This window comes from Psychrobacter sp. AOP7-C1-14 (genome assembly GCF_052376135.1).
GTDB lineage: Bacteria > Pseudomonadota > Gammaproteobacteria > Pseudomonadales > Moraxellaceae > Psychrobacter.
Genome location: NZ_JBQSVH010000007.1, coordinates 94702 through 108364 on the forward strand (window position 1 = coordinate 94702; position 13663 = coordinate 108364).

Here is a 13663-nt window from a genome sequence, read left to right on the forward strand (position 1 = left end):
GAACCGTTCCTTTTCGCTACTATAACCCTTATACGCTAAATGCATAATTAAGAACAAATAAACGACACCAGTGAAAAAATTTGGAGAGTACGATGAGAATGACAACTAAGATTGCGACTACACTACCAGTCCTGGCTCTATTGAGCGCTTGTGCAACTACCGCCCCGATGAGCCAAGATACGACTGATACGCCAGCTCCAGAAAGAGCAACCGCCGCCTATGATCGTATGGCTCCAGCTCCATACACCTGTACTGACGACAGCAAAATCACGGCAAAGCAATCTATCAATAAAGAACAAGTCATGCTCAATGCTACTCTACCAAAAGTGCAATGGGCCGAGCAGCTAATCATCCTAAACGGTGAAGTAAAAGGCGAGGTCGCAAGCTATGTAAATGATTCAAACCCAGAAGTTGTTTACGCATGGCACATGAAAGGTGACAAAGGTATCTTTGCGATGAAATGGGCTGATGGTACAGAGTACCAAGTAAACTGCCAAATCTAATCAGCTAGAGATGAGCTCATAGTCTCAACAAACAAAAAGCAGTCATTAAATAGTGGCTGCTTTTTTATGCGTTTTCGTTCCATATGTATATAAAGATAGCTATAAAAAACAGTTCCAAGTAGATGATTATATAGTCAGTTCAATATAATTTCGATACAAGGAAACCAAGTGCAAGTTATACATCAGTATGCTTAGCAAGGATGACGATGTAGCGGATTCATATAGAATTGACTATATAATTGATTCAATTTAAAAGTAGTATAAGACAGCCAAGTGCAGATGTAACTGTGGTATTTCAAACGGAGTTAATGCCGTAATTTTTGTATGAAGTATCGACGATATCAAAACTTGCTATCTGATGTATTTCGCTAGAGAAGCACAAAGAAAGCTGTCAAAATAGTAGATAGAGCAAATCAATCATGATCGATAATCAAAAGGGTAACTCGATGACAAAGCGTCTGATAAGTATGATGGTAATTGCAACGGCAAGCATGTGGGCGCTGACAGGCTGCGATAACGCTACCGACTCTGTCGATGCCACTGAGCAAGCTGCGGAGACAGCAACAGACGTATCAACGCCAACAGCCGATACCATTGACTGGTCACTAGTAGATAGTGGTGAAAAGCCAGCTGACCCTACTAACTATAAGTATCCGTTTGCCATCGATAGCCAAAACGTCCAAGATTATGCAGATTACTTCAAAGTGGACACTGCGACCGCTCAGCATAATCTGACGGTGAGCATGGCAAGTAACGAAGCGCTATCGAAAGCCTTAGATCAACTCAGTGAAACCTATGTCTCACACGAATTAACTGATGGCAATGATATGACGCTTATCATTCATACCACACCTGATGTCGCTGCTAGTAGCTACGACTATGTGCTGTCTGATGACTTTGCCAAAGGGCTGGTACTACCTATCGTGATTCAGCCAGATGGTAAGAAAGGTGATGTTGAAGGACATGGTGAGACGGCGGAATAGAGACTAATACTAGTCATTCATATAAGAGGTATCAGATACTTGTCCCTTATCTTTATAACTAATAAAACAAGTCGACTTTCCCATCGTTTTAGTATCGTATATTAAGACTTTGGATTGAACGTTTTCTGAATATTCAAAGTTATTGTCATCAGCTTGTTTTTTGACGTGTTCTACTTCTTGTGGGAGTCTTATTGCATACTGTCACAAACTTTATAGCATGATTTATATGACTTGCACGACTTATATGTTTTAAGCAGAATCTCAGACCTGAATAAAGATAGATTAGGGCGCAAAATCACTGACTACACTGCGTCTCTCATGCTCAATATTTTTGTTTATCATGAGGTTGCTACTCATACTATTTATGAATAGTGATGTACGCTGGCGGCACTGTCAAAGTAAGCCAAACATTATTTTCTGCTTGATAAAATTTATACCCCTCTTCTTGCATTTTATGGCTATCAATATTCAATACAACAGGCTTGCCATAACGCATGCCTGTTTTTATTGCGGTATCATAATCTTCCGTCAAATGGACATATTGCCTTTCTTGAGGTAGAAGCCCTTCATTATGGATACTTTCTATAAAACGTTGAGCCGTACCATGAAGCAAGTTTGCAGGAGGCGTTGTTTCTTTTAGATTCAAGTCTACCGTCTTTAAAGAGTGACCCTGCACAGCTCTTATATACTGACCATCTTCAGAAATTGAAAAACGTCCTTTCTTGTCATTTTTTACGATAGAATGAATTTGCTCTAACGAAATAACAGTGCCTGATGTATTGGCTAATTGCATCAGTTCATTGATATCAGCCCATCCGTCACTGCTAAGCACCAGACCTATGGAGTCAGGCTCATGTCGCAAAATATAGCTTAAAAACTTACTGGTTTCGGTATTATTTTTCATGAGTATTGTTCTATCGTAATGTTTACGCTTATATTAACACTTATTCTCAACTATTCTAGTTTGGCAGTATGCTCTCACAAGCGATAAAAAATATTATAAGGGAATAATACGACATTTCTTAAGTACAACATAGAGAGACTCAAATCAACATCGATAAGCCACAAACATTTACTCTAGCTGGTAGAGCAAGCATTCATACCACACCTGATGTCGCCGCCAGTAGTTATGATTATGTGCTGTCTGATGACTTTGCTAAAGGACTGGTATTGCCTATCGTGATACAGCCAGATGGTAAGAAAGGTGGTGTGAAGGCGCATGGTGAGATGGTGTAGTAGAAGTTAATAGCGTGTGTTTTGGTTTAAATGGCACACGCTACTCAAAAATATTAGGTTTGGCGATATGGATTGTTTGAGGGTTCGATTTTAATCTTTTCGCCCATATTATTTTTACCACATAATAGCTTCGCTAAGTAAGGCTGATATTGCGTTGCGGCTGGTGCGATGTAAATTTTGTCTAAATTCGTTTTTACCTCTGGTTCGTACTCTACGTATAGAAACTTGCCAAAATCCATTTTAACTTTAGGGTCATCAAGTGAGGTGATATATACCATACGGCATTCTTGCTCTTCTTGAAAAGCTGAGTGTTTGACTAAATATTTTAGAGGTAAGATGATCATATCCAGTAAGCCATCTATTTTATCTAAATCTTCTTTACTTAGTTTTTTTAAAGATTTCTTCTTATCTATAGCATCGTTATAAATACTTTTTAACTCTACAAACGCCTCTCTAAAATCTTCGGTTTTCTTGTCTATATAATTCTCATATTCAGTGCTCTCAATTTCAGCTTTGGGGATACTACCTCCTTCCAAATTTTCACGACCAAACTCACGGAAAAATGTTAACCGGTTGCGTTGAGCTAGATGGATATAGTCGGAGGTAGGATCAATATAAACGCATCTCATGACTGATTGCTTTTCTATTCTCTTAGCTGAACTATCATCTTCATCTGAATCATTTTTTATCGTTCTATTAATAAATATATTGTTCATACCGGACTGGGAGTCATTCTCTTTAAAGAAATCTTTCTTAAAAACCAAGCTAACACCAGAAGCTTCTTTGTTATCTTCTTTTCCATATAATCGAAACTGATTTAGACTGTCATGGTTGAAAGTGAAACAGCTGATAAACGCATGTAACCTTTCATCAAAATCAGGCTTATAAAAAGAGTTCTCTTCCACAGACTCAAGGTAGTTTGTAAGCAATTTACCTTCGCTAGGATCATTAACATTATTGATGGTATTTAAACGAAAAGCGCTTGGCTTGTCTTTATTTTCTTCTTTAGAAAGCAGCTTATTGGTTGTATATGTCCCTGTATAGTGTGCAAGTTTTCTTTCAGGAGCTTGCTCGTCTTCTGATAAAGAAAGAAAATCTAGTTTTAAGATATCTATAATTTCTTGAACCTTCCCTCTCAAATCGTCGCTCACTTGTCCTATTCTTTTAGTCTTACTATTCATTTTTAGTTTGCATATATTTTCATAGCAGCTGGACTGATATGAGTAAGAACCTCCGATTAAGTTGAATAAATTTAGAGATTTTATATAATCACATTGGTAAAGATATTTTTTTGCAATCTCAAGAGCATAGCCTCTTATTTCATCAAAAACATCCTCTTGCAAATCATTATAATTATGTTTAGTACCTTCTAAGAACTCAACCATAGAATCATAAGAAGCACCTAAATCTTTCATATTAAAGTATTGATTAACAAATATAAGTATTAATACTTTATAGTAAATAGCACCATCATCTTCTCTTATATTCTTTAAATACTTCACACCTAATTCATATCTTTTATTCTTATCCATGTAGTCTTCTAGCTCAAGCTGAGCATTTATATATTCTTCATCTCCATCCTTCTCACGCGTCACTTTTAGTAACTTCTCAACTTCTTTTCGAGTCACTTCATCGAGACCATTTAATTCATCAATACTCATCACTTACTCCCCAACCAGCGCCAAAAACTCCTCCTCACCCACTACTTTAACGCCTAACTTCTCAGCTTTCGCCATTTTTGAGCCAGCCTTATCCCCTGCCAATAGTGCCGTAGTTTTTGCAGAGATGCTGCCTGAGACTTTTGCGCCCAGTGCTTGTAGCTTGGCTTTGGCCTCATCACGCGCCATGCTATCGAGCGCTCCCGTGATGACCCACGTTTGCCCATCGAGTGGCAGTCCTTCTGATGCGACTTGCTCAACCTTGTCCCAATACACACCCGCTTCTAATAGTGAATTAATTACCTCGATATTATGCGGCGCACGGAAAAACTCATAAGCAAGCTCGGCAGTAATGGTGCCTACATCAGGGGTTTTAATCAGGGTTTCAACACTGGCAGCCATCAGACTATCTAAGTCACCAAACTGCTGAGCAAAGTTTTGTGCCGTGCCCTCGCCCACGCCGCGGATGCCAAGTGCATAAATAAAACGAGGCAACGTTGTATGCTTACTGGCTTCAATAGCGTTGATGATATTTTGTACCGATTTTTCACCCAGTTTTTCAAAGGTGACCATTTCATCTGCATGATTGTGCAACTGATAGATATCAGCGACGGTTTTGACCAGGCCATGCTCAAAGAAGCTAATCAGCCAACTTGCGCCAAGCCCATCGATATCCATGGCACGACGTGAGACAAAATGAATAAGCGCCTCCGTCTGCTGCGCGGGGCAAAATAGGCCGCCTGTGCAGCGTGCCAATGCTTCATCTTCTGGCAAGACGACAGGAGAGTCGCAGACAGGGCAAGTAGAGGGTAGCGTGACAGGCGTGCTATCAGCTGGGCGCTGATCGTGCCAGACACGAGTCACTTTTGGGATGACATCACCTGCCCGATGGACGCTGACCGTGTCACCTGCGCGCACATCTAAACGCTGAATCTCGCCAAAGTTATGCAAGGTGACATTACTGACCGTGACGCCGCCAACTTTAACAGGCTCAAGCTTACCGACTGGTGTAATTTGACCCGTACGGCCGACTTGCCATTCGATATCGTTTAGAAGTGTCATCACCGTTTCGGCAGGGAATTTATAAGCAGTTGCCCAGCGCGGCTCACGTGATAGGTAGCCAAGCTGCTGCTGTAACGCAAGGCTGTTGACCTTGATGACCATACCATCTATTTCAAATGGTAAATCGCTACGCCCTTCTATTACTGACTCATAATAGGTCTGCGCGGCGCGTGGATTTGCTACCACTTCTACGGCGCTGACCGTAAATCCAAGCTCGGTAAGCCATGCTAATGCCCCTGACTGTGTGTCGATATTCTCAGGCAAACCCTGATTGACCGAATAGCCATAGAATGCCAATGGACGACTGGCTGCTATCGCTGGATCTAGCTGACGTAAGCTCCCAGCGGCGGCATTGCGCGGATTAGCAAAGGTTTTACCTTCATTCTCTTCTGCCAATCGATTAAGACGCTCAAACCCTGCTTTTGGCATCAACACTTCACCGCGCACTTCTAACAGTTCGATGTCAGCCGCATCTGCTATCCACAATGGCAAATTACGAATGGTTTTGGCATTTTGGGTGATGTCCTCTCCCGTTTGTCCATCACCGCGCGTGACTGCTTGGACAAACTTACCGTGCTCATATTTCAGTGAAACTGCCAGTCCATCAAGCTTTAGCTCCATCTCGTACTCGGGGTTTTGCTGTGAGTCACTGAGACGATCGTTGACGCGGCGCATAAAGGTATGTAGCTCGTCATAGTCAAAGACATTACCTAGCGACAACATCGGAATGTCATGCGTGACTTGGGTAAAGGCCGATAGCGGCATATCACCGACTTGATTGATTGGACTATCCGGCTGCACCAAATCTGGATATTCTTCTTCGATTTCAAGCAATGAGCGACGTAATTGATCGTACTCGCTGTCTTCTAAAATTGGATTGTCGAGCACATAATAGGCATAGTTGTGCGTCTTTAACGCTTCAATAAGTGCACGCATTTTTGAGACAATCTTTGTGCTATTGTCTGTATTGCCATCGGTTGAACTAGATATGTTAGATGTCGTAGATGCTTGGTTTTCTACTTGGGCAGATAGATTTTTAGAATTATTTGATAAGGTAGCGTCAGTCATAGTCGGTGTCTTTTTTACAATGCAAGATGCCAATATGATAACAAGTTTGTGCGATACTCGGATAATATTTTGCAGAAACTAAAGCGCAATAAAAAAGGGCAAATAACGTTCATCGCTATTTGCCCTTTATATAACTTCTGATATTAATCAGCTTTTAACTTTCGTAGCTTTTAGCCTTTAAACTTCTCACCTTAAAGCACCTAGCCCTCATAATCACGGACTTGGTTACGTAGTTGCTGCTTGTATTCAGGCGTGATTGGTTCATTCTCTTCATCAAGTATAATCGCGTCCAGATCGCTCGCCATCATATAAGCAATGCTCATCATACTATCAAAGCTGCGCACGGCTTGTGGATGTGGCAATGATAAGAATACGACGACACCGTTATAAGTGTTGGTCGCGACACTATGCGGATCAAATGGCGCGATACCGCTATCAGTGATACCCATCATGCTAAACCACAGCATACCTGTGCCGTCTTTTTGCTCATAGCGATGGAACATATTCATCGCGCCATAGCGCAGACCATATTTATCAATCAAAGCTAGCAGGTCACGACCACGGATAATCGCCGCTGGACGGTCACGATATTGGTGCGGCAAGATAGTAATATTGATATTGTCTTTAGCATTAATCAGTGGGCCGTTTTGCGCGTCATCACCTGACTCTGATAGATGCTGATCCAATATCGGACTGTTGTCATCGAAGCTTGGCTCTTCTGCCGTATCGATGGTTGGCATCAGGCTATCAGTCGCTGACATTAGGCTAGAGAACGCATCAGGCTCTTGTTCGATATGCATTTGATCTGCAACTTCTACAAACTCAGTATTATCGGCGCGGCGTTGCTCTTCTTGCCAACGCGCGTAGTCAGCTTCATCGATGCCGTCATGATCGTCAGCTGCTACATGGTCACGCTCAGCCGTTAGTTGAGCATCAACGTTGGTATACGCTTGCGTCAATGGCTCCTCTTCAACGACGGCATCCAAATAACTACGATCAGGACCGATGCTCGTCTCGCCTGCGACCGTGTCATCAAGATCTGGTTGATCAACGATGTTGCGCTCGTGACGCGGTATGATCGGAATACCATTTTTATCATAGTTGACCGCAGCAGCTTCGGTAGCACCGCGGCGCTTAAAGCTACGCATGACCATAAATAGCCCTGCAAGCACGATAAACGCGGCAATGGCAATCAATATAAACTGAATAACGGTCATGATAAATACATCCTAGTATATATAACAAAAGGGAATACACAAACGAGCATAAATGGCAATATTCTAGCATGGCTGACCTATATCGTCACCACATTGTGTACTTTATAACCAGTATGCTGGACTGAGGTCAAGCTTAATTGCATTTATGCCAATTGATTGATTATATTTGCATCGTGCTGATTCTCATAGTACTTTTGGTAACGGCTATTTTACTCTTAGCTCTCTACATAACGCGCAGCTTCATCAAGCGACACACTGACTAGAGTAGAAACGCCTGCACTTGGCATAGTTATGCCTTTTAGCTCATCAGCAATTTGCATCGTTAATTTATTATGACTGATAAAAATAAACTGCAAATCATCTGCTAGCTCATGAATAAGACTGGTAAAACGGGCGACGTTAGCGTCATCTAGCGGTGCATCAACCTCATCCAATACACAGAACGGTGCAGGGTGCTGCTTAAATATCGCAAAAATCAAACTCAGCGCAGTAAGGGTTTTTTCACCCCCCGATAGTACCGCTAAGCGACTGTTGCGTTTGCCCTTCGGCTGTGCCATCAACGTCAGCCCTGCGCGCCATTGTTCCGACTTTGGCGTATTGGCTGGCATCTCGTCAGTGTTCAATGTCAGGCTGGCTTGTCCACCGCCAAAGACTTTGGCAAATAAATTGGCCAGCTCATTATTGACCGCATCAAGCGTCTGCATAAACAGCGTCTTGGTCGTCTCATCAATAGAGGCAATCGCTTCCGTCAACGTCTGCATACTAGCGGCGATATCTGCCGTTTGCTGTGCGAGTGGTTCTAAACGTTCGTTTACCTCATCCAACTCTGCGACTGCTGCCAAATTCACTGGCCCAATCTTGCTCAACTGCTGAGTTAACTTAGCTCGCTCGGATTCCAGTTCAGCGATTTTGTCTGGACGGACACGGCGATCATGAGCGATGAAATCTGCCAGCAGGTTTGAGACGCTCATGCTTTGTTGTGGTTGCTCTGCTTGCGCCTTATATTTATGACTTATTTGATAGTAGGCATCTAAAGCGCTCTGCGTATGCGCACTAGCGTCCTCTAAACGCGCTACGCTAAGTGCTAATTCAGTAGCATGACGGGCAAGCTCGCCTTGCTGCGTTTGTAACTTATTTTGCAATGTATCGAAGGCTGTCTGCTGCTCAGCGTACGTTTGTTTCAGTGCTGTGAGCGCAGTATCGCGCTCGGTCAATAGCATTTGCTGCTCATCGCGTATTGTCTGTACAGACTGCAATGCTGTTTGTAGCTCTGGCAGTTTAGTCTGCTGCTGCTCATGACGCGTCTGTAGGCTTTGCTCATTTTCTAACGACTTGTCATGTTGCTCAGTCGCACGAGTCAGGCTACTAACGCTATGCTCCAAGCGCATCTCATACTGCTGGATACGCAACTGCAATGCTTGCCACGCGTCGTCATCAGCTTGACGGACGCGGTTTAGCTCACTGCGTTCAGATTGCAATTGCTGAGTTGTCGCTCGTGCCTCTGTTATTTGCGGAGTGAGTGTGGCGATTTCACTTTCGATATGCTGCTGCTCTTGTTCAAGCGTTTGTTGCTCTTGCGTAAGTTCTTGCTTTTCTTGCTCAAGCGCTACTTTATCAGCGTGCAGACGTTGGCTATCCGCTTGCAAGCGCTCAGCGTTGGCTCGCTCGGTCGTCAGTTGCTGCTGGTATTTATACTTATCACGAGTTAGCTGCTCAGCTTGCGCGCGCGTTTCTTCCAAGCTAACCATTAACGCATCATAATCGCGCTGATCTTTTGCAATAGATTTTTGCTGGTCTTGTATTTTGGTTTCCAGCTCATCAAGCAAGTCTTCTAACGCTTGCAAGCGCGTACGCTGTTGCAAACGCTGCGTAAGGAATTGGCTATTGCCATCGTTCTGCTCGTCCTGTGCACTAGCAAATTTGCCTAAATTGATCGTTCCATGACGACTAATCAGCCAGCCATCTGCGGTAAGCAATATAGCGGACGGTGGCAATGACTTTAATACATCAATAAGTGTGTCAATCTCAGGCTGCTGACCGGTCTCAAACTGCGCCGTATATAGATAGCACTGCTGCCAAAGCGTAAGCGTAGGTTGAGTAATTAACTGCGCTAATGGAAATACTTTGTCAGCTATGCCATTTGGCAATTCGCTGATGAACGCACTTTCACTAGTATCACTTTGCGTAGCAGGTAACCATAAACTATGACCTGTCTCTACTAGAGCTTTATCTTTTGCACTAGTAGGTGTATTTTGTGCCGTTTGATAAGCCAGTAAGTCTGCAACGTCATGCTCAAGCGCTTGCCACAAGCTAACAGCTTTTTGAGAAGTGCCGTTAGCGTCGTTAAAGTCTGATTGCTTGGTTTGATTAGCTTGTTGGTTGGGTTGTTGGTTAGCAACCAGTACATGACTGTCTAACCATAATGACAAGATAGTATCGAGTAGCGGCGCATACTCCTGCCCCTTCGCACTCAGTTCAATCTGTTCACGTAGCGTTGCAATGGCTAACGGCTGATGATGTATGCCATCGCTATCTGCATTATCTATCGCGGTAACTTTCGACTTTTCTGATTGCTGCGGCGGCTGTGTAGGTTTCGGATGCAATATCTGATGCAGAGTATCGTACTCACCTGCTAGTAGCGCATGACGCTTTTCATCATTGCTCAACTCGCTCTGTTGTGAGTTTATTCTTTGCTGCAAACTATGCGCTTGCGGTTGTATCTCGGATAATCGTTCATCGACGGCTTCGCATTGACGCTCAACCTGCTGCAACTGCGTGCTTAGCTCAGTGATTTTCTGTTCTAGCACTTGACTTAGGTTTCGTCCATTTTCCGTCTTACTCACATCAGTACGGTCAGACGGCGCTATAGACTGCTGTAGTTGCTGCCACAGGTTTTGCCAGTTTTGCTCGCGGCGCTGCCATTTATCATAACTTTGCTGATGACGCTTTTGTGCTTGAGTGTTGATGGCCTGCTGCTCAAGCGAACGGGCTTTATCTTGTAAGCGTGACAGATTGTTTTGCGCTTCATGCCACGCGTGCTGCAATGGCTGCTCATTGCGCTTATAGTCATCGCGTTTATCTGTCAGCTCAACAAGCTGCGGGCGTAATGCTTCTAGCGCTTGATTCTGCTCAGCTTGTTCAGACTGTAAACGCCCAATGTCAGCAAGTAATTGCTCACGCTGCTGAGCCAAGCTAGACAGTTGCTGCTCAATAGTAGCCAGCTGTGACTTGGCATCACTTAACTCATGTTCCGCTTGTTGATAGCCCAGCTGCTGCTGATAGTGAGCGCTTTGGGCGTCGTCTTTGAGCCATTGCTCTTGGTTGATACGAGCAGTGATCTTGTCTTGCTGAGCTTTGAGCGTATCGTAGTCAGCTTGAAGTGTCGATACCTCATTAGCACTGCTTTCATGTGCTGCTTTCTGCTGCTGATGCATTTGCTTGGCTTGATAAAGCTGCTGAATAGCAAGCTGCTGCTCGATATCAGCCAGCGTTAGAGCCAACTCTTCATAACGCTGGGCACTAGCAGCCTGTTTAGACAGTGTTTTCTGTTGGCGTAGTAATTCGCTTTGCATATCGTGCAAGCGCGCTAGGTTGTCTTTCGTCTTCTCTAACTTCTTTTGCGTCTCTTCACGGCGCGCTTGATAACGAGACACGCCCGCGGCCTCTTCGATAAACTCACGCAGCTGCACGGGACTAGACTCAACGATGCGCCCAATCATGCCTTGCTCAATCACCGCATAGCTACGTGCACCCAGTCCCGTACCAAGGAATACATCGACCACATCACGGCGGCGACAACGCGTGCCATTGATAAAATAATCTGAGCGACCATCCTTATTTACCTGACGGCGAACAGATAGCTCTTGGTATAAGTTAAATTCATGGCGAATGCCAGTCTGCTCATCTTGCGTATGCTCAAATGTCAGTTCGACACTGGCGACGCTCTTGGCAGTTTTGTCCTGCGTACCAGCGAAGATAACATCACTCATCGCCCCGCCGCGTAACTGCTTGGCGGAGGTCTCGCCCAGCACCCAGCGGATGGCATCAATCACATTGGATTTGCCACAGCCGTTCGGCCCGACGATGGCGGTGATACCATGACGAAAAGTAAAAGTCGTTGGATTGGCAAAGGATTTGAAGCCTGCCAGCTTTAGAGATTTTAAACGCATGAAGAGTCAATAAACTTAGCAAAAACAGGCGGCTATTCTACCTGAAATTGTGCTGGGTTTTTAGGGTTAAACGACTAACTGCATAAACGATTTTGATTCGAGGCTTTGATGGAACCCTCGTAACAGTTTTTGTTCCACTTGGCAGATGTCATTTTCTGCTAAATAGCGATTATTAAAATCGATAAAGGCTGACCAAGAGATACTTGCTACTTCTAAATGATCGACTATTTCTAGCAGCTCTGTTCTTAGTAGGTGCTGATACTTCCTTGGTCGTTTATGACATAGGGCAAGTTCCCGATCTACGAGCGTTTGCTTATTTTGCTTTAGCGCGTTGCCACCGATAAATAACAGTAAAAATTTTGTCCCTTTTTCGACAAAGCCTTTTTCTAATAAGTGCTCATACATCAAGCAGTACTTTAGGATTTGGTCTGGGTTTTTCCGACCAGCGAGCTTTAATTCATTTGCTATCAGTACATTCGATTGGTGGTTGTAGGCTAAGTTGTCCATATACATTGCTTTTAGCTCAGTACTGTTTTCAAATATGCCACTGTTGCCATGTGTCGACCATGATCCACTTGGCTCAAAGTTGATAAATGGCTGATAGAATAAGTTTAGATAAACATCACTGCACAAACTCAAAAAGATATCGAATTCTTTATTGAGATAGTCTTCAGAGAAAAATTTTACGCGGCGAACGGCCTCTCTCACATTACAGATGCCTGACGTTTGCGTTGAATACGTCTCTAACTGTTCAGACTCATTCATTTTTGTATTGAGCTTCTTGATGATTGCCTGCTCAACCTCCTCTATATTTTTGTCCCTTAACTCTGGGTGAGCCGCCCATTCAATGATTTGACGTACGTATTGCTTTTTAGTGATGCCTAAAATACGCTGCGGCTCCCATGCCAAAAACTCCACCATATTAGAGAGCCCAGTCGTCCATGATAACTGGTCTTTTAAATGATTCATTGATCCAAAAACTCTGCGGTATTTTTCTGCAGCTTTCATACTAATAATGTCTCATGGTTTGCTTACTAATTTTATAAAGGTTTATCATTGCTACAATATGTCAAGTTTATATAAGGACTCGAAGCCTATCAGCTTCAGAAAGTTTAGGCGCATGAAAGATCAGTAGACGTAGTAAAAACAGGCGGCTATTCTACCTGAAATTGTGGTGTTTATGGCTGACATAGACGATACCACCACTCTCTAAGACTATAATCTTTCAATAGGCAGTCAATGGAAGCTAGTAAAGGAAATAAGACTACTCCTAAGAAGTGACTATTTGCGTATATTCATTAGCATGTCGTTTAACAACTTTTAATAGGTTATCAGCTTCTCTATCAAATGCTTATTTAGCAACCTCACACTGTCCTAAACTACCAGAAAATAATTCGATATATAATTTAACGAGTTGTTTAGAAAATTTTTCGTAATCATCTTCTAACAATGGGAAATGAAGCATGACTAAGGTATCAAATTCAGCCATTAACATCATGAATGTCTCCATCGTAAAATTTAGGTTTTCATTTCTTGAACGATAATATATGCCTTCGTAAGCCATATAAGCTAGGCGATACAACTTAACAGTTAATTGCTCATACTTTTCACGTGTAAAAACTTTCACTTCCTTATTATGTTCTAACTTTAATTTATCAATATCATGCTTATGTATTTGTTTATTCGTTATATAAGGAAGTAGTCCACCAATGAGAACACCTAAGAGACTAGCTATTACTGCAAACATTTCTAACTCTCTATATAATA

General features: G+C 43.0%; 9 protein-coding genes. 2 read left to right on the top strand and 7 right to left on the bottom strand.

Going from position 1 to position 13663, the window contains the following annotated elements; all coding sequences use genetic code 11:
- The first annotated feature begins 92 nt into the window (after window positions 1–92).
- Window positions 93–503 carry a hypothetical protein gene (locus tag ACT3QN_RS07060; protein ID WP_444529138.1) on the top strand — a complete coding sequence of 137 codons (411 nt, stop codon included), beginning with the start codon at window positions 93–95 and terminating at the stop codon, window positions 501–503.
- Between the two features lie 467 nt (window positions 504–970).
- Window positions 971–1486, top strand: a complete 516-nt coding sequence (locus tag ACT3QN_RS07065; protein ID WP_444529139.1) for a hypothetical protein — start codon at window positions 971–973, stop codon at window positions 1484–1486.
- A gap of 358 nt (window positions 1487–1844) precedes the next feature.
- Here ACT3QN_RS07065 and ACT3QN_RS07070 read toward each other — a convergent pair whose 3' ends face one another.
- The 7 genes from ACT3QN_RS07070 to ACT3QN_RS07100 all read right to left on the bottom strand — a co-directional run bounded on the left by ACT3QN_RS07070 (window position 1845) and on the right by ACT3QN_RS07100 (window position 13643).
- The gene (locus ACT3QN_RS07070; RefSeq protein WP_444529140.1) at window positions 1845–2390 is read right to left on the bottom strand and encodes an RNA 2'-phosphotransferase; all 546 of its coding nucleotides are present in this window, start codon (window positions 2388–2390) and stop codon (window positions 1845–1847) included.
- A 385-nt stretch (window positions 2391–2775) separates the two neighbouring features.
- Window positions 2776–4383, bottom strand: coding sequence for a hypothetical protein (locus ACT3QN_RS07075; protein ID WP_444529141.1), 1608 nt, complete (start codon window positions 4381–4383; stop codon window positions 2776–2778).
- 3 nt (window positions 4384–4386) lie between these two features.
- Entirely contained in the window at window positions 4387–6378 is a 1992-nt protein-coding gene (gene ligA, locus ACT3QN_RS07080) for an NAD-dependent DNA ligase LigA (RefSeq protein ID WP_444529163.1), read from the bottom strand.
- A 332-nt stretch (window positions 6379–6710) separates the two neighbouring features.
- Window positions 6711–7727: a cell division protein ZipA C-terminal FtsZ-binding domain-containing protein gene (locus tag ACT3QN_RS07085; RefSeq protein WP_444529142.1), complete on the bottom strand. Its 1017-nt coding sequence runs from the start codon at window positions 7725–7727 to the stop codon at window positions 6711–6713.
- A 215-nt stretch (window positions 7728–7942) separates the two neighbouring features.
- Window positions 7943–11896 carry an AAA family ATPase gene (locus ACT3QN_RS07090; protein WP_444529143.1) on the bottom strand — a complete coding sequence of 1318 codons (3954 nt, stop codon included), beginning with the start codon at window positions 11894–11896 and terminating at the stop codon, window positions 7943–7945.
- A 66-nt stretch (window positions 11897–11962) separates the two neighbouring features.
- Entirely contained in the window at window positions 11963–12865 is a 903-nt protein-coding gene (locus ACT3QN_RS07095; protein WP_444529144.1) for a hypothetical protein, read from the bottom strand.
- Window positions 12866–13247: 382 nt separating this feature from the next.
- Window positions 13248–13643 (bottom strand): hypothetical protein, encoded by a 396-nt coding sequence (locus tag ACT3QN_RS07100; RefSeq protein WP_444529145.1) that lies wholly within the window; start codon window positions 13641–13643, stop codon window positions 13248–13250.
- Window positions 13644–13663 lie beyond the last annotated feature (20 nt).

Excerpts from the sequence above, each read along its gene's own strand:
- ACT3QN_RS07065 (WP_444529139.1), top strand. The coding sequence starts at position 971 with ATGATGGTAATTGCAACGGCAAGCATGTGGGCGCTGACAGGCTGCGAT.
- ligA (WP_444529163.1), bottom strand. The coding sequence starts at position 6,378 with ATGCGTGCACTTATTGAAGCGTTAAAGACGCACAACTATGCCTATTAT.
- ACT3QN_RS07090 (WP_444529143.1), bottom strand. The coding sequence starts at position 11,896 with ATGCGTTTAAAATCTCTAAAGCTGGCAGGCTTCAAATCCTTTGCCAAT.
- ACT3QN_RS07060 (WP_444529138.1), top strand. The coding sequence starts at position 93 with ATGAGAATGACAACTAAGATTGCGACTACACTACCAGTCCTGGCTCTA.
- ACT3QN_RS07085 (WP_444529142.1), bottom strand. The coding sequence starts at position 7,727 with ATGACCGTTATTCAGTTTATATTGATTGCCATTGCCGCGTTTATCGTG.
- ACT3QN_RS07075 (WP_444529141.1), bottom strand. The coding sequence starts at position 4,383 with ATGAGTATTGATGAATTAAATGGTCTCGATGAAGTGACTCGAAAAGAA.
- ACT3QN_RS07100 (WP_444529145.1), bottom strand. The coding sequence starts at position 13,643 with ATGTTTGCAGTAATAGCTAGTCTCTTAGGTGTTCTCATTGGTGGACTA.
- ACT3QN_RS07070 (WP_444529140.1), bottom strand. The coding sequence starts at position 2,390 with ATGAAAAATAATACCGAAACCAGTAAGTTTTTAAGCTATATTTTGCGA.
- ACT3QN_RS07095 (WP_444529144.1), bottom strand. The coding sequence starts at position 12,865 with ATGAATCATTTAAAAGACCAGTTATCATGGACGACTGGGCTCTCTAAT.